Genomic DNA, 16,814 nt, shown 5'->3' with positions numbered 1-16,814 from the left:
TGGCGATTTTGCGCACTATCATTCGTGCACGGAGCCCGGGGCACCGATTCCGCACGAATCTGTGGGAGAACCGTGAGGGCATGGCCGTCCTGGAGTTCGCCATCGTCGGGCCGGCCTTTATCGCGCTGCTGCTCGCGGTCTTGTACACGATGCACATCTACCTCGCGCAACAGATGCTGGAAACGGCGGCCGAGAGCGCCGGGCGACTGCTGCTGACCGGCTCGGCTCAGACGGTGCAGCTGGCCAACGGCCATGTCGGCATGTCGGCGAGCGACTTCAAGAATGCCATCTGCAACGGCGTGTCCGGCACCGGCTCCAATGGCCAGGCTATGACTATTCGCCCGCTCTTGCCTCCGACGCTCTCCTGCTCCCGACTTACGGTCAACGTTACCACCGCAAATGCCTATAATATCGCCAGCACCGCTTCACCGACCTTCACCTATAACAGCAATGGCGTGCTGACCTCGACCGGCACCGGCTACAATTACCAGTCGAACGGCCAGGGCAAGAACCGCATCGTCGTCCTGCAGCTGATCTATCTGTGGCCGACGGGAAAAGGGCCGCTCGGTCTGAACCTGATCGATGAGCCCAATGCCAATCACAAACTCGTGGCGACGTCGGTGTTCACGACGGAGGACTATTCATGCAGCGCGTCGCAGACTTCGTGCTGAAGCGCTTCGCCCGGGATTCGCGCGGCGCGGTGATCGTGGAATTCGCGTTCTGCGTGCCCGTGCTCCTGCTCATGTACACGGGCGGATGCTGTTTGTCGGACATGCTCTCCTGCAGTCGCAAGGTGACCGTCGCGACCCGGTCGCTGGTCGACCTCACCAGCCGGGCCATGTCCCCCGCGATCATCTATAACGACCCACTGGGCGCCAGTGCGAGGTCCTATCTCAGCGCCAGCGCGGTCGTCCTGGCGCCCTACAAGCTCAATAACGCGACCGAGCAGATTTCGTTGATCAGGGTCTGCGACGCCACCCATGCCTATGTCGTCTGGACTCAGGCCCAGACGCAGAACGCCAATGGCAGCGTCGTCACGCCCACCACCTCTGGCCACATAGCGGGCACGCTGCCGGCGAATGCGGCGCAGTCGGCCAACAACATCATTTCCATCCCGAGCGAAATGATCACTTCCACGATGGTGCCGACATCGCCCGACGGCTCGAACATATGTGACAATCTTGCTCCGGGCACCAGCACCAAGACTCAGGTCGGCACGGCCGGGGGTTGGCTGTTCATGGGCAAGATTACCTACAATTTCACGCCGGTGGTCGGCTTCGTCGCCGTCGCCCCCTCGGCGCTGACTCACACCATCTATATGGTCCCTCGCCTTTACTAGGTGCTGACATGATGAAGAAACGCCTCTCCTTCAGGCCCTCGGCCCTATTGGCCGGACTTTTCGCTCGGCTGAAGGCCGATCGGAAAGGCGGGGTCATGATGATAACCGGCTTCGCGATCATCCCGGTGACCTTCGCGCTGGGTTTCGGCCTGGATTATTCTCGCGCCATGAGTCTGCAGACTCACCTGAACGCGGCCGCCGACGCTGCCGCGCTGGCGGCTGTCGGGCCCGCGATGATCCTCCAGCCGAACAGCACGTCGACCGACGCGGCAAGGCACATGTTCGACGCGCAAGCCGGCCTGCTGACCGGTTACGAGAATCTGGTGGTAACGCCCGTGGTGGTCGACGGCACCTCCGGGAGCAGCGGCGCGCTGGGCTACCTTCGAAAGGCTACCGTCAGCTACACGGCTGAGTCGATCAACGTGTTCGGTGGGATTCTTGGGGCCCATACGCTGACGATAAGGGGAACCTCAACGGCAAGCGCCGCTCAGCCGCCCAATGTCGATTTCTACCTGGCAATGGACAATTCACCCTCGATGCTGCTGCCCGCGACCTCCGATGGGATCAGCAAGATCATCGCGGCGACCAAAATATCCCAGAAGCCGGACGGCTGCGCCTTTGCATGTCATGCGCAAATGCCGAAAAGCGACAACATCTACATCAGGGATACGCAATCCCGCCATATATTGCTGTCGTTGGGCTATTATACCTCCGGCTCATCGACGCAGAATGTCTATTATCGGTGGAATTCGACGGCCAACCAGGTCTATGACAGCGCCGGCAATCTCATGACTTCCTCCTCGACATCGGTGTCGGGACCGACCAGGACGACGTCCGGAACCGGAACCACCAAGAAGAACATCGACACGACCGTGACCACCGTCGCGGTCACTACCTATACGGTCACCGACAGCACCACCGGTCCCGCGACCGTTTACAAGAAGGTGACGTCGACGCCGACCACGACAGTCGTGACCACCCCTGCCAGTGGCGGCACCTCGACCACCACCACGACCACGGGCAACGCCACCACGACCAATACCGTCTATGACACCGGCTACTGGGCCGACGGATATTGGCTGACCCACAATTACGGGCAGATCTACGGCAGCCCTGCAAGCATCGTCCTGCGCAAGGACGAGGTCGTTTCGGCGGCGTCGCAGCTGATTCCCTTCGCGGCCAACCAGGCCTCGCAATATCATGTCACCTACCAGGCGCAGATGTTTTCCTTCGACTGGACGCGATCCGGCGGCTCTTCGCCCGTCAAGACGCTCAATACGCTGACCGATGTCGCGTCCTACGGCAGCGGCTTTTCGGCAGCCTCCCTGTTCCCGGTCGACGATTATTGGTGGAAGAATTCCCAGCCCACCAACGGCACCAGCAACGACGACCGGTCCACCGAAGTGACCAATATGCTCACCAAGATGAAAGACACCATCCCCAATGCCGGGACCGGCGCTCCCGGCGCCACGCCGCAAAAGGTGCTGTTCATCATCACTGACGGCATGCTGGACCAGCCGGATGGGGGCGGTCGCTATTTCGGGCCGATGCGGACGGCCGACCTGACTCAATGCACCGCCATCAAGGCCAAGGGCATCAAGATCGCCATCCTCTACACGCAATATCTGCCGGAATCACTCGCCGGCGACAGCTGGTCGCAGACGAACATCGCGCCGTTTCTGCCGGCTCCCCCTTCGCCCTATCCGGCAGGGAATGCCGGGACCTCCGATCGGGTCGTCACCGCGCTGCAGAGCTGCGCGTCGCCCGGCACCAACGGCTCGCCGCTGGTCCAGACGGTGACGGCAAACGAGAACATCACCACTGCCCTCCAGCAGCTGTTCTCCACGGTCCTCCAGTCGGCGAGACTGGTTCAATAACAGAGGAAGTTGATCGTCCGATGGTGAGGAGGCGAGGTACCGACCTCGCCTCCGTCATGCGTCAACCGCGATAGGTGACCTTCTTCACCGCCGCGACGATCTTGTCGGCGTTGATCAAAGCCAGCTTTTCGAGATTGGCGGCATAGGGCAGCGGTACGTCCTCGTTGGTCACGCGCAGCACTGGCGCGTCGAGGTCGTCGAACCCTTCCTCCATCGCGATCGCGACGATCTCCGAGCTGATCGAGCAGGTCGCCCAGCCCTCTTCGACCACCACCATGCGGTTGGTCTTTTTGAGGCTCTTGAGCACCGCTTCCTTGTCGAGCGGTCGCAAGGTGCGCAGGTCGATCACTTCGGCGTCGATGCCCTCGGCCGCCAGCGCTTCGGCCGCGTCGAGCGACAGCCCGACACCGATCGAATAGCTGACGATGGTCACGTCCTTGCCCTCGCGCATGATCCGCGCCTTGCCGATCGGCAGGACGTAATCGTCAAGCGCCGGCACCTCGAAGCTGCGGCCATAGAGCAGCTCGTTCTCGAGGAACACGACCGGATCCTCGCTGCGGATCGCYGCCTTGAGCAGGCCCTTGGCRTCGGCCGCGTCATAGGGCGCGATCACGATCAGGCCCGGCACGCTGGCATACCAGGGACCGTAATTCTGCGAATGCTGCGCGCCAACTCGGCTCGCCGCGCCGTTGGGGCCACGGAACACGATCGGGCAGCGCATCTGGCCGCCCGACATGTAATTGGTCTTSGCGGCSGAGTTGATGATSTGGTCGATCGCCTGCATSGCGAAGTTGAACGTCATGAACTCGACGATCGGGCGTAGCCCGCCCATCGCCGCGCCCGTGCCGACGCCGGCAAAGCCATATTCGGTGATCGGCGTGTCGATCACGCGCTTGTCGCCGAACTCGTCGAGCAGCCCCTGGGTGACCTTGTAGGCACCCTGATACTGCGCGACTTCCTCGCCCATCACGAAGACGCGGTCGTCCTTGCGCATTTCCTCGGCCATCGCATCGCGCAGCGCTTCGCGCAGCGTGATCTTCACCAGCTCGGTACCTGCGGGCACTTCGGGCTCGGGCGCGCTGGTCTTGATCTCGAGCGGCTCGGGCGTCGCCGCGCCGTCTTCCTCTCCGTCGGAAGCGGCAGGCGCGGCTGCGGGTGCCGCCGGTGCCGGGGCCTCGGCGGCCTTGGCCGGCGCGGGAGCAGCAGGCGCCGCCTCTTCGCCTTCGACGTTCAGCGTCGCGATGACGGTGCCGACCTTCACGTTATCGGTACCCTCGGCGACGAGGATCTTGCCGATCGTGCCTTCGTCGACCGCTTCGAACTCCATCGTCGCCTTGTCGGTCTCGATCTCGGCCATGATGTCGCCGGACTTGACCGTGTCGCCTTCCTTGACGAGCCATTTGGCCAGCGTGCCTTCCTCCATCGTCGGGGAAAGTGCCGGCATCTTGATCTCGATCGCCATCAGTATTTCTCCACCAGCACGTCGGTGTAGAGCTCGGCTGGCTCCGGTTCGGGCGTCTGTTCGGCGAAATCGGCGGCTTCGTTCACGACCTTGCGGATCTCCTGATCGACCTTCTTGAACTCGTCTTCCTTCGCGCCGAGCTCTTCGAGCAGCTTCTTCACATGCTCGATCGGGTCGGACTTGTCGCGGACGGCCTGCACCTCCTCGCGGCTGCGATACTTTGCCGGGTCGGACATCGAATGCCCGCGATAGCGATAGGTCTTCATCTCGAGGATGATCGGGCCCTTGCCCGCGCGGACCCAGGCCAAAGCCTCTTCGGCCGCGCCGCGGCACGCCAGCACGTCCATGCCGTCGACCTGGATGCCGGGGATACGGAAGCTCTCGCCGCGGCGATAGAGCTGGTCCTCGGACGAGGAGCGGTTGACGCTCGTGCCCATGGCGTACTGGTTGTTCTCGATGACGTAGATGACCGGCAGCTTCCACAGCTCGGCCATGTTGAAGCTTTCGTACACCTGGCCCTGATTCGACGCGCCATCGCCGAAATAGGCAAGGCACACGCCGCCATCGCCCTTGTATTTATGGCTGAAGCCAAGCCCGGTGCCGAGCGAGACCTGCGCGCCGACGATGCCGTGGCCACCATAGAATTTATGCTCGACGCTGAACATGTGCATCGAGCCGCCCTTGCCCTTCGAGATGCCGGCCTGGCGCCCCGTGAGCTCGGCCATCACGTCCTGTGGCGGGATCCCGCACAACAGCATATGACCATGGTCGCGATAACCGGTGATCACGCTGTCCTTGTCGGTCAGCGCTGATTGCAGGCCGACCGCGACGGCCTCCTGCCCGATATAGAGATGGCAGAAGCCGCCGATCAGACCGAGGCCATAGAGCTGTCCCGCCTTCTCCTCGAAGCGGCGGATGAGCAGCATCTGCTTGTAGAAATCGAGCAGTTCTTCCTTGGACGCCTTGTAGGGCTTGGGTTCGTCGGGACGCTCGCGATTGGGCGTCAGGGGCTCGGCTTTCCGAGCAGCAGGGGCTTTGGCCACGTGAGGGAAACCTCGTTTCCGTAGGGGAGGACGGCGAGCCTATAGGCCCGTTTCCTCTCGGACATCAATCGTCTGAGCACAACAGAAGTTTCACCTACCAAAGCAATCGGAGATTGCCCCCTCAAGGATCGCGCGCCTAAAGCCGGCGCAATGGATTCGCCTCCTCACCCGTTCCGCATCGCCAACTTCCGCGCCTATTGGGCCGCCCGTTTCTGCATGACCCTTGCGCAGAACGGCATGATCATCGTGATCGGCTGGCAGACCTACACCATCGCGCGCGAGACCATGTCGCCCGCCGGCGCCGCGGCTCAGCTCGGGCTGATCGGCCTGTTGCAGTTCGTGCCGCTGTTCCTGTCGACTCCGGTCACGGGCTGGGTGGCGGATCGTTTCGACCGGCGCTGGATCACGCGCGTAACCGTCGCGCTGCAGATTCTCTGCGCCTTCATCCTCGCCATGGCGACCTATGAAGGCTGGATGTCGCTTCCCGTGCTGTTCTCGGTCGCGGTGCTGCTCGGCATCGGTCGCGCTTTTGCCGGTCCCGCCTTCTCTGCCCTCGCGCCGAATCTCGTGCCGCGCGAAGTGCTGCCGACCGCGATCGCGCTGAGCTCGATCTCGTGGCAGGTCGGCACGATCATCGGGCCGGCGATCGGCGGCTTCGCCTATTCGCTCGCGCCGTCCGCCGCCTATTTCCTGGCAACCGCGCTGTTCAGCGGCGCGCTGATCTGCCTGCTGGCGATCGGTCCCGTCGCGCGCACCATCGCCGTCAGCACCGCGCACCCGCTGAAGCAGATCGCTGACGGACTCGCCTATGTCTGGCAGAACAAGATGATTCTGGGCACGATCACGCTCGATCTGTTCGCCGTGTTCCTCGCCGGTACGAGCGCGCTGCTGCCGATCTATGCCCATGATATCCTGAAAGTCGGGCCGCAGGGTCTGAGCGCCCTCGCCGCCGCCCCGGCGGTCGGGGCATCGCTGACCGCCTTGTTCTTCTCCTTCCGGCCCTTGAAGACCAATGTCGGCCCGAAGATGCTCGGCGCCGTGCTGGTCTATGGTTCCGCCACCGTGATATTCGGCCTGTCGACATCGATGCTGCTCAGCCTCATCGCCCTGTCCGTCGCCGGCGCAGCCGACATGTTCTCGGTCTATATCCGCCAGTCGCTGATTCAGCTCCACACACCCGACGACAAGCGCGGCCGGGTCGGCGCTGTCTCGCAGCTGACCATTTCCGCGTCCAATGAGTTGGGCGAGGCCGAATCCGGCTTCCTCGCATCGGCGCTCGGGCCGGTCGGGGCGGTGCTGGTGGGTGGCGGCGGCGCGATTGTCGTGACCATCCTGTGGACCTGGCTCTTCCCGAGCATCCGCAACGCCCGTACATTCGACCCACCCGCGACGCCCCAGGACGCCGCAGATATTGAGATGGAGGCCGCACGATGAAAGCCAACACGATCCTCGACACAATCGGCAACACCCCGCACATCCGCGTGCAGAAGCTGTTCCCCGGCGCCGAGGTATGGATCAAGTCCGAGCGCTCCAATCCTGGCGGCTCGATCAAGGACCGCATCGCGCTCAGCATGATCGAGGCGGCGGAGAAGTCGGGCGATCTCAAGCCCGGCGGCACGATCATCGAGCCGACCAGCGGCAATACCGGCGTCGGCCTGGCGATGGTCGCCGCGGTGAAGGGCTACAAGCTGGTCCTCGTCATGCCCGAGAGCATGTCGCTCGAACGCCGCCGCCTGATGCTCGCTTATGGCGCGACCTTCGATCTCACCCCGCGCGAAAAGGGCATGAAGGGCGCGATCGAGCGCGCGCTCGAACTGGTATCGCAGACGCCGAACAGCTGGATGCCGCAACAGTTCGAGAACCCGGCCAATATCGACGTCCATGTGCGCACCACCGCGCAGGAAATCCTCAATGATTTCCGCGATTCGCCGATCGACGTGATCATCACCGGCGTCGGCACCGGCGGCCACATCACCGGCGTCGCCGAGACGTTGAAGAAGGAATGGCCGCACCTCAAGGTCTATGCGGTCGAGCCCGAGGCGTCGCCCGTCATCTCGGGCGGCCAGCCTGGGCCGCACCCGATCCAGGGCATTGGCGCCGGTTTCGTGCCCGCCAATCTTCATACCCAGGCGATCGACGGCGCGATCAAGGTCGATGCGGCCGTCGCCAAGGACATGGCGCGCCGCGCCGCCCGCGAGGAAGGCATGCTGGTCGGCATCAGCTCGGGCGCGACCCTGGCCGCGATCCTGCAGAAGCTGCCCGATCTGCCCGATGGCGTCCGGGTGCTCGGCTTCAATTACGACACCGGCGAGCGCTACCTGTCCGTGCCGGACTTCCTGCCGGAAAGCTGATCTCGCGCGCACAGCCGGCCTCGACCATATTTCACTGGTCGGGGCAGGCGGGGCAATGCTCGGGAATGTCGTCGAGCGTCGCGGCTCGGGCGCAGCGTCCCACCGCGCCGCGTTCGCCTTGGGCCGCGAACCATTTCGTATCCGAAGCGTTCTGGGCTAAAGGCCCCTGCTTGTCGTCGCCAGGAGCCGCTCTTGCCCCCCTTTCGCGTCGCTCCCTTCATCGCTGAAACCCCTTCGCCCATGCCCCAGCCCTCCGCCCCGCCGGGCAATCCCGGTCCCGGCCTGAACCTCCTGCTGTCGCTGGTCGCGGTCATCGCGATCGCGGCTCCGGCGCTTATCGTCCGCAATGCGCCGCCGGTCGTGCCGCACCATGTGGTCAAGCGCCTGCCGCAACGCGTGGTGCCGAAGGCGGAATTGCCGCCGGTCGAGCCGGTCGCGTTCCAGAATCTGGACCCGGACGACGCCCGCGCCTTCAACGCCTCGGTCCCCTTCTCGACCGGCCCCAATCCCGCGGCCCGGCCCTTCAAATTCGTCGGCACCGACGAGCAGCGCGCCCGGGCGATCGACTGCATGGCCGCCGGCGTGCTCTACGAGGCCGGCGACGATACGCTGGGCCAGCGCTCGGTGGCACAGGTCGTGATCAACCGGGCGCGCCATCCTGCCTTCCCCAAGACGATCTGCGGCGTAGTGTTCCAGGGGTCCGAACGCGTGACCGGGTGCCAGTTCACCTTCACCTGCGATGGCGCGCTGGTGCGGCATCGCTGGTCCGATGCCGCCTGGGTGCGCGCGCGGGAAACCGCCACGCTCGCGCTGAACGGCGCGGTCTACAAGCCCGTCGGCTATGCGACTCATTACCATACCGACTGGGTCGTACCCTATTGGCAGTCCAGCCTCGACAAGATCGCCCGGGTCGAGACTCACCTGTTCTTTCGCTGGACCGGCTGGTGGGGCACCCCGCCCGCGTTCAACCGGCACGTCTCGTCCGACGAACCGGTCATCGCCCAGCTCGCGCTCTATTCCGATGCGCACAAGACAGGCGCCGCGCTGGTCGACGCCACCGCCGCGACCGTCGAGGCCGCCGCAGCGGGTGCGGCGCTGCCGCCCGCGCTGACGACCGACACCAACAGTTTCCTGCTGACGCTCGACCCGCGCATGCCAGCGGACGCCTTTGCCTTGCTGGCGGCGCGTACGTGCGGCGACCGCCCCTATTGCAAAGTCATGGGCTGGACCAGCAAGGCCAAGACGCCGGGCGCGCTACCGCTTCAGCCGACCCAGATCGCGGCGATGTCGTTCAGCTATCTGCGCGACAAGAGCCGCAACTACGACAAGGCGCTGTGGAACTGCACTGAGTTCAAGCGCGCCGATTTCAGCCAGTGCATGAAGCTGCAGGTATTGGTGCCGGTTGCGCGCCAGGTCGACAATTTCAAGCTTGAGAGCCTCACGGGCACCACGAAGGTCGCGCCCCCGCCGGTGACGGCGACGATCAAACCGGTACCGGAGCTGTCGGGCGTGCGGCGCAAGGCGGAGACCCCGTCGCCGGCCAGGCCTGTCGCCGCGCCGCAAGTGCCTGCAACACAACCGCCGGTGCGTTAGGGAGCGATCCCATCATCCAACGTCAACCCGGACTTGTTCCGGGGTCCATCGCGCCGCGTACGACACGCGTCGGCCCTTGGCGCGCGCGATGGATGCCGGAACAAGTCCGGCATGACGGAATTGGCTACCTACCGCGACTATCGAACTCAGGCCGCGACAAACATCTCCGGCGGCAGCGTCATCAGAGCTTCGGCCCCACCCTCGATCTTGCGACGCAGCGCGCCCGCGTCCGGCATGATCCGCTCGGCGAAGTAACGCGCGGTCACCAGCTTGGCGTCGAGGAAGGCGGCATCACCCTCGCCCGCCGCCTTCAGCTTCGCGGCAGCAGTGGCCATGCGCAGCCACATCAGGCCGACTGCGACGATGCCCATCAGATGCAGATAGGGCTGCGCGCCCGCGCCGACATTGTCGGGGTTCTGCATGCCGTTCTGGAGGAACCACAGGGTCGCCTGCTGCAATTCGCCATTGGCCTTTTCGAGGCGCGCGGCGAAATCGGCGGTGGCCGGATCGGCCTTGCCGGCCGCGACGTCCTCGCCGACGACCTTGAAGAAGGCTTGCACCGCCCGGCCGCCGTTCATGGCGAGCTTGCGGCCGACCAGGTCCATCGCCTGGATGCCGTTGGTGCCTTCATAGATCATCGAGATGCGGGCATCGCGGACATATTGCTCCATGCCCCATTCGGCGATGTAGCCATGGCCGCCATAGACCTGCTGCGCGTTGGTCGCGATCTCATAGCCCTTGTCGGTGCCATACCCCTTGATCACCGGGGTGAGCAGGCCGACCAGATCCTCGGCGAGCTGACGCTCCTCCTCGCTTCCCGCGGCATGCTCGAGATCGACCTGGAGCGCACCCCAGAGGCACAGGGCGCGCAGACCCTCGGTCAGCGCCTTGGCATCCATCAGCATGCGACGGATGTCCGGATGCACGAACAGCGGATCGGCCTTTTCCTGCGGCTCCTTGGCGCCGGTCAGCGACCGGCCCTGGCGGCGGTCATGCGCATACTGCACGGCATTCTGATACGCCGTCTCCGCCACGCCGAGACCCTGGAGGCCGACGCCGAGGCGGGCGGCGTTCATCATGATGAACATCGCGGCGAGGCCCTTCATCTCCTCGCCGACCAGCCAGCCGGTCGCGCCGTCATAGTTCATCACGCAGGTCGAATTGGCGTGGATGCCCATCTTGTGTTCGATCGAGCCGCACGACACCGCGTTGCGCGCACCGAGCGATCCGTCGTCATTGACCATGAACTTCGGCACCACGAACAGCGAGATGCCCTTGGAGCTTTCCGGCGCACCCGGGGTCTTGGCCAGGACGAGGTGGATGATGTTCTCGGTCAGGTCATGCTCGCCCGACGAGATGAAGATCTTGGTGCCGGTGATCGTATAGGAGCCGTCGGCCTGCGGCTCGGCACGGGTACGGATCAAGCCGAGATCGGTGCCGCATTGCGGCTCGGTCAGATTCATCGTCCCGCCCCATTTGCCCGAGACCATATGGGGGACGTATTTCACTTTCTGCTCGTCGGTGCCCTTGACCAGCAGCGCGGCGATCGCGCCGTGAGTCAGGCCCGGATACATGGCGAACGCCATGTTCGCGGAGATCATATATTCCTGGAACGCGGTCGAGACGACGTGCGGCATCTCCTGTCCGCCGAACTCGGCCGGCGCCGACAAGGTGCCCCAGCCCGATTCGACGAACTTGTCATAGGCTTCCTTGAAACCCTTGGGCGTCGAAACCGAGCCATCCTCGTGACGCGTGCAGCCCTCGAGGTCGCCCGACTGGTTGAGCGGGAACAACACTTCCGCCACGAACCTGCCGCCCTCGTCGAGCACAGCGTCGACCACATCGGGGGTGGCGTTGGCGAAGCCGGGCAGGTTCGCATAGCGATCGAGGCCGACCACATGCTCCAGGATAAAGCGGGTGTCGCGGACGGGCGGGGTATATTGCGGCATGATATCAGTCCTTCAGGCGGCCTTGCGCGCCGTGCGTTTCGAGCAGGGTGATGAAGTCGTTGAGTTCGTCGATCGCGGCATCGATATCCTGCTTCTGTGACGTAAGCAGCGACACGCGCTCGCGGCAGCGATCGATCGTGACGGCGCGCTGCACCTGACGGCCATCGCCGATATCGTAAAGGTCGATCATCTCGCGTATCTCGGCGAGGCTGAAGCCGACGCGCTTGCCGCGCAGGATCCAGGCGAGCCGCGCGCGGTCGCGCTGCGAATAGATGCGGGCGGTGCCGCGCCGTTCGGGCGCGATCAGTCCCTCGTCCTCATAGAATCGAAGCGCCCGTGCGGTCACGCCGAACTCGGCTGACAGGTCGGAGATCGAGAAGTGATCGCGATCGGGGTGGCGCTCGATCGCGGCATAGGCGGCGACTGTGGACATGACCCGAAAGCTAGATGCCGTTTACGTGAACGTCAAGCTCATCCGCCGCTGCCGCAGAGCAGTTTGCCCCTGCCGTCGCGCAAGGTCGAGGCCTCTGACACCGACTCGCTCAACTGAGTCACGTCGAGCCCCGCCATCGACGCGCGCTGCGCGCAGAGCTTCTGGCAGGCACTGGGCAAGGCGCCCGGAAACTGGATCCTGTCTCCATCGAATTGCGCGTCGAACCCGCACCCTTTTGCCCCATAGAACTCGAGATGGAGCTTCTCTCCCGTCCGGGTGACGGTGCCTGCGCCACCGCAATTCATCTTGTCGCCATAGTCGACAAACACGCCGATCCGGAAGCCAGTGGCGCCGGGCACGATGCAGACTCGATCGGTATCATGTGCGTAGAGGCCGCTGATGTCGGTATTGTCGGGGTCGGGAATGACCCCAGCCTCGATCGCGGCAGCCTCGAGGCCTGTCGCCGCAACGGCATTGCTGGCGGCCTTCTGCTCATCGCCCCGGCAGCCGGTGACGAACAGCATCAATACCAGCGACAGCCCGAGTCTCATTCAACCGGCGCGAGTCGGTCGCCATCGATCCGGCGATAGAAGCAGCTGCGCTCCCCCGTGTGACAGGCCGGGCCAGCGGCATCGACGATCAGCCACACCGCATCCTGATCGCAATCGATCCTGATATCGGCGACTCGCAGTACATGGCCCGAGGACTCGCCCTTCTTCCAGAGCCGCCCGCGGCTGCGCGACCAGAAATGGGCTTCCCGCGTCGCGACGGTGGCCGCCAGCGCCTCCGCATTCATGTGGGCGAGCATCAGCACCTCGCCCGTGGTGCGGTCAGTCGCCACGGCGGTGATCAGGCCGGCGGCGTCAAATTTCGGGTCGAGCACAAGGCCGGTATCGCGGGAATCGGGCATGGCCAGCACTTAGCGCGACGCACGCAAAACCGCCAATGCGACGGGTGGCGATTAATCCTTGTTACAAAAGCGCGACAAAGCCGAAAGGCGCCCCTATATGGCGGGCGACGCTACTCCCCCCGAAGGGCGCCATGCTTACTACGAATCCATTTGATGACGACAAGCTGCGCGAAGAGTGCGGCATTTTCGGCGTATCCGGCAGCGACGGCGCCGCGGCGCTGGTTGCGCTCGGCCTGCACGCGCTGCAGCACCGCGGCCAGGAGGCGGCCGGCATCACCAGCTTCGACGGTGCCGAGTTCCACACCCACCGCGCGATGGGCCATGTCGCCGGCAATTTCGACCGCGACGACATCATCGGCGCGCTGCGCGGCACCGTCGCCTGCGGCCATGTCCGCTATTCGACGACCGGCGAAACGGCGCTGCGCAACGTCCAGCCGCTCTACGCCGATCTCGCCTCGGGCGGTTTCGCCATCGCGCATAACGGCAATATCTCCAATGCGATGCGCCTGCGCCGCGATCTCGTCCAGCGCGGGTCGATCTTCCAGTCGACCTCGGATACCGAGACGATCATTCATCTCGTCGCGACGTCGAGCTATCGCACCTTCGTCGACAAGTTCATCGACGCGCTGAAGCGAGTCGAGGGCGCCTATTCGCTGATCGTGATGACGCCGGAGGGCATGATCGCCTGCCGCGATCCGCTCGGCATCCGCCCGCTGGTCATGGGCACGCTCGACGGCGCGGTGATCTTCGCCTCGGAGACGGTGGCGCTCGACGTGGTCGGCGCCGAGTTCGTCCGCTCGATCGAACCCGGCGAGCTGGTAATCGTGCGCGGGACGGAGATCAGCTCGCACCGCCCCTTCCCGCCGGCCTCGGCACGGCCGTGCATCTTCGAATATGTCTATTTCTCGCGGCCCGATTCGATCTCGGAGGACCGCAGCGTCTATACGGTGCGCAAGGAAATCGGCGCCCAGCTCGCGATCGAGAGCCCGGTCGACGCCGACATCGTCATCCCGGTGCCCGATTCGGGCACGCCCGCGGCGCTCGGCTATGCCCAGCAGTCCGGCATTCCGTTCGAACTCGGCATCATCCGCTCGCATTATGTCGGCCGCACCTTCATCCAGCCGGGCGACAAGGTCCGCCATCTCGGCGTGAAGCTGAAGCACAATGCCAATCGCGCGCTGATCAAGGGCAAGAAGATCGTGCTGATCGACGATTCGATCGTGCGCGGCACCACCAGCCTGAAGATCGTTCAGATGATGCGCGAAGCCGGCGCGGCCGAAGTGCATATGCGCATCGCCAGCCCGCCAACGCGGCACAGCTGCTTCTACGGCGTCGATACCCCGGAACGTGCCAAGCTGCTCGCGGCGACCAAGAATATCGAGGAAATGAACACCTATATTCAGGCCGACAGCCTGGCGTTCGTTTCGATCGACGGCCTGTACAAGGCGCTCGGCCAGCCGCGCCGCGCCGATATCCGCCCGAGCCATTGCGATGCCTGCTTCACCGGGGATTACCCGACGACCCTGACTGACCAGGACGAGGTCGCCTCGGTCGACCAGTTCGCGCTCCTGGCGGAACGGGTCATATAAATTTCCGTTCGTGCTGAGCTTGTCGAAGCACCGTTCTTTTCTTTCCCACGGCGCGCGATAGAAGAGCGGCCCTTCGACAAGCTCAGGGCGAACGGAATTTATTGTGACTGACCTCCTCCTCGCCAACCAGATCGCCCTCGTGACCGGCGCCAGTCGCGGCATCGGCGCCGCGACCGCCAGGGCCCTCGCCGCGGCCGGGGCGCATGTCGTCATCACGGCGCGCACCGCCAAGGATCTGGAACAGGTCGAAACCGACATCTTCGATGCCGGCGGCAGCGCGACCATCGCCCCGCTCGACCTGACCGAGACCGACAGCATCGCCCGCCTCGGTGCCGCGATCGGCGAGCGCTGGCCGCAGCTCGACATCATGGTGATGAACGCCGCGACTCTGGGCAGCCTCGCCGCCGTACCGGCGATCGATCCCAAGGAACTGGCGACCGTCCTGACCCTCAATGTCAGCGCCCAGGCCGCGCTGATCACGGCGTTCGACCCGATGCTGCGCAAATCGAAGCGCGCCCGCGTCATCGGCATCACCTCGAGTGTCGGCCGCGCGCCCCGCGCCTATTGGGGCCTGTACGGCGCCTCCAAGGCAGCGTTCGAAACGCTGGTCGGCGCGTACGGCGACGAGATGGAGCATATCAGCAGCATCCGCACCGCGATCGTCGACCCYGGCGCGACGCGGACGAAGATGCGCGAGCGGGCTTATCCGGGCGAGGATCCGGCTTCGGTGAAGGCGCCGGAAGTGGTTGCGGACCGGCTCGTGGCGCTGATCGCCGGCGATTTTGAGAACGGCCATTTCGAGCGGATCGACTGACCCGTCTTGTCCCTTTTCCAGCCCGGTGAGGCCCGAGTCGGTTCAAAGCTGACAAGCACGCCGGGTCATACGACGGAGCCACCGAGCCTGAGCTCGTCAGGCAGCGTCCAGGTCGAGCCGTGACGGGTCTTCGTGTTTGCGCTCGAGTTTCGCAACTGTCGCGGTGACTGTCAGATTGCCGCTGGCGCTGGCGACGGTGCGCGTCATATCCAGAAGACGGTCGAACGGCAGGATGAAGCCAACAACCAACGCGGTCTGCGCGCTGTCGACGCCGATCGTCGAAAGCACCGCAGCGAGCATGAACAGCGAGGCGGACGGTACCGGGGCCGTGCCGAACGCCGCTAGGCTGCCGGCGACCAGGATCACCATAAGATTGGCCGCGGTCGGCTCGATCCCCAGCGCCTGAAGACTGAAGATGCTGATCAGGCCGACATAGGCGGCGGTGCCATCCTTGCCGACGCTGGCACCGAGCGGAAGGATGGTCGACGCGACTGGCCGCGGGACGTCGAGATTCTCGACGGCGCAACGCAGCGCGACCGGCATTGTCGCGGTTGATGACGCGGTGGAGAAGGCGATCGTCAGCGCCTCAGCGATACCGCCGTAGAATTTGACAACGGATCGCCGCGCGATCAGCGCGAGGACGGTCGCATGGACAATGACAATCTGCAGGATCACGCAGAGCACCGTACCGAGCGCCAGCCACTGGACATTCGCGATCACGGCGACGCCATTCGCCGCAACGGCATTCGCGACCAACGCGAAAACGCCGAACGGCGTGAGTTCCATGACTAGCGAAACGACCTTGAGAAGCGCCGCCGAAGCCGATTGAAGGAACGCGGCAAGCGGCTTGCCGGCATCACCCGAAAGCAAGGCACCAACCCCGATCAGACCGGAAAACAGAATCAGCGCCAGCATATTGCCCGCTGCCATTGCCTCGAAGATGTTGGGTGGCACGATGTCGAGCGCCTGTTGCGCCAGGCTCTTGGCGACCCCGAGGTCGTGCGGGGGCAGATGATGGCCCAGCGGATTATTGGCGCCGGGCCGCAACAGCAGGCCGACGACCATGCCATTTGCCATTCCGATCACCATCAGCGCGGCGAAAAGGCCGATGGCGCGTCCGCCGACCGTGCCCAGTCGCCTGGGATCGCCTAACTCGGTGACACCGGCAGCGATCACGACTAGCAGCACCGGCAAGACCAGCAGCCGGATCAGTCGCAAGAACAGCTCGCCGATGAGCGATATCCACGGCGCGGCGGCGGGAAAAAAAGCCCCGAGCAGGATGCCGAGCACGAGCCCGGCGAGCACGCGCTGCCACAGGGGGAGAACGCTCCAGGCGCGAAAAATGGTCATCGGCTTCCCCCGCTGGCTAACGCGACGATGATCACATGTGGCGCGGGGTATCAAGAACGGGCTCCGGCGGGAGGCACGTGCCTACGCGGCTAATCGCATGATGT

The 16,814-nt window shown here is 64.6% G+C and carries 15 protein-coding genes; 8 read left to right on the top strand and 7 right to left on the bottom strand.

What is annotated here, in order from left to right; translation table 11 throughout:
* Positions 1–80: 80 nt before the first annotated feature.
* The 3 genes from AC1DX5_RS02670 (at position 81) to AC1DX5_RS02660 (ending at position 3,216) form a co-directional block, all read left to right on the top strand.
* Positions 81–671: a TadE/TadG family type IV pilus assembly protein gene (locus AC1DX5_RS02670; protein ID WP_478014056.1), complete on the top strand. Its 591-nt coding sequence runs from the start codon at positions 81–83 to the stop codon at positions 669–671.
* On the top strand, positions 644–1,339 hold the full coding sequence (locus tag AC1DX5_RS02665; RefSeq protein ID WP_478014055.1) for a TadE/TadG family type IV pilus assembly protein: 696 nt from the start codon (positions 644–646) through the stop codon (positions 1,337–1,339). The genes AC1DX5_RS02670 and AC1DX5_RS02665 overlap by 28 nt, the downstream gene beginning before the upstream one ends.
* 95 nt (positions 1,340–1,434) lie before the next feature.
* Positions 1,435–3,216, top strand: a complete 1,782-nt coding sequence (locus tag AC1DX5_RS02660; protein WP_478014054.1) for a pilus assembly protein TadG-related protein — start codon at positions 1,435–1,437, stop codon at positions 3,214–3,216.
* A gap of 61 nt (positions 3,217–3,277) precedes the next feature.
* Here the strand turns inward: AC1DX5_RS02660 and AC1DX5_RS02655 are convergent, their stop codons facing one another.
* Positions 3,278–4,678, bottom strand: a complete 1,401-nt coding sequence (locus tag AC1DX5_RS02655; RefSeq protein WP_478014053.1) for a pyruvate dehydrogenase complex E1 component subunit beta — start codon at positions 4,676–4,678, stop codon at positions 3,278–3,280.
* The gene (gene pdhA, locus AC1DX5_RS02650) at positions 4,678–5,721 is read right to left on the bottom strand and encodes a pyruvate dehydrogenase (acetyl-transferring) E1 component subunit alpha (protein ID WP_465173144.1); all 1,044 of its coding nucleotides are present in this window, start codon (positions 5,719–5,721) and stop codon (positions 4,678–4,680) included. Before pdhA ends, AC1DX5_RS02655 begins: the two co-directional genes overlap by 1 nt.
* 150 nt (positions 5,722–5,871) lie before the next feature.
* Between pdhA and AC1DX5_RS02645 the strand changes: the two genes are divergently transcribed.
* The 3 genes from AC1DX5_RS02645 to AC1DX5_RS02635 all read left to right on the top strand — a co-directional run bounded on the left by AC1DX5_RS02645 (position 5,872) and on the right by AC1DX5_RS02635 (position 9,665).
* Positions 5,872–7,155 carry an MFS transporter gene (locus AC1DX5_RS02645; protein ID WP_465173143.1) on the top strand — a complete coding sequence of 428 codons (1,284 nt, stop codon included), beginning with the start codon at positions 5,872–5,874 and terminating at the stop codon, positions 7,153–7,155.
* Positions 7,152–8,072 carry a cysteine synthase A gene (gene cysK, locus AC1DX5_RS02640; protein ID WP_465176579.1) on the top strand — a complete coding sequence of 307 codons (921 nt, stop codon included), beginning with the start codon at positions 7,152–7,154 and terminating at the stop codon, positions 8,070–8,072. The genes AC1DX5_RS02645 and cysK overlap by 4 nt, the downstream gene beginning before the upstream one ends.
* A gap of 240 nt (positions 8,073–8,312) precedes the next feature.
* The gene (locus tag AC1DX5_RS02635) at positions 8,313–9,665 is read left to right on the top strand and encodes a cell wall hydrolase (RefSeq protein ID WP_478014052.1); all 1,353 of its coding nucleotides are present in this window, start codon (positions 8,313–8,315) and stop codon (positions 9,663–9,665) included.
* 146 nt (positions 9,666–9,811) lie between these two features.
* On the opposite strand, the gene AC1DX5_RS02630 is transcribed toward AC1DX5_RS02635, so the two are convergent.
* From AC1DX5_RS02630 to hisI, 4 genes are read right to left on the bottom strand one after another with little or no spacing between them, the layout of a single operon-like run.
* On the bottom strand, positions 9,812–11,614 hold the full coding sequence (locus AC1DX5_RS02630) for an acyl-CoA dehydrogenase C-terminal domain-containing protein (protein WP_478014051.1): 1,803 nt from the start codon (positions 11,612–11,614) through the stop codon (positions 9,812–9,814).
* A gap of 4 nt (positions 11,615–11,618) precedes the next feature.
* Positions 11,619–12,047: a MerR family transcriptional regulator gene (locus AC1DX5_RS02625; protein ID WP_465173139.1), complete on the bottom strand. Its 429-nt coding sequence runs from the start codon at positions 12,045–12,047 to the stop codon at positions 11,619–11,621.
* A 38-nt stretch (positions 12,048–12,085) separates the two neighbouring features.
* Positions 12,086–12,598, bottom strand: a complete 513-nt coding sequence (locus tag AC1DX5_RS02620; RefSeq protein ID WP_478014050.1) for a hypothetical protein — start codon at positions 12,596–12,598, stop codon at positions 12,086–12,088.
* Positions 12,595–12,957 (bottom strand): phosphoribosyl-AMP cyclohydrolase, encoded by a 363-nt coding sequence (gene hisI, locus AC1DX5_RS02615; RefSeq protein ID WP_478014049.1) that lies wholly within the window; start codon positions 12,955–12,957, stop codon positions 12,595–12,597. The genes AC1DX5_RS02620 and hisI overlap by 4 nt, the downstream gene beginning before the upstream one ends.
* Before the next feature lie 131 nt (positions 12,958–13,088).
* Here hisI and purF point away from each other — a divergent pair, with 131 nt between their 5' ends.
* Together purF and AC1DX5_RS02605 are read left to right on the top strand one after the other, a co-directional pair.
* On the top strand, positions 13,089–14,546 hold the full coding sequence (purF, locus tag AC1DX5_RS02610; protein WP_465173136.1) for an amidophosphoribosyltransferase: 1,458 nt from the start codon (positions 13,089–13,091) through the stop codon (positions 14,544–14,546).
* A 103-nt stretch (positions 14,547–14,649) separates the two neighbouring features.
* Positions 14,650–15,360 carry an SDR family NAD(P)-dependent oxidoreductase gene (locus AC1DX5_RS02605; protein WP_478014048.1) on the top strand — a complete coding sequence of 237 codons (711 nt, stop codon included), beginning with the start codon at positions 14,650–14,652 and terminating at the stop codon, positions 15,358–15,360.
* 96 nt (positions 15,361–15,456) lie between these two features.
* Here the strand turns inward: AC1DX5_RS02605 and AC1DX5_RS02600 are convergent, their stop codons facing one another.
* Complete coding sequence (locus AC1DX5_RS02600) at positions 15,457–16,764, bottom strand: dicarboxylate/amino acid:cation symporter (RefSeq protein ID WP_465181479.1); 1,308 nt, start codon at positions 16,762–16,764, stop codon at positions 15,457–15,459.
* Positions 16,765–16,814: the final 50 nt, after the last annotated feature.

This window comes from Sphingomonas sp. P2_B6, assembly GCF_056404755.1.
The sequence above is the reverse complement of the archived record's forward strand: the minus strand, read 5'-3'. Positions and strand labels throughout refer to the sequence as shown.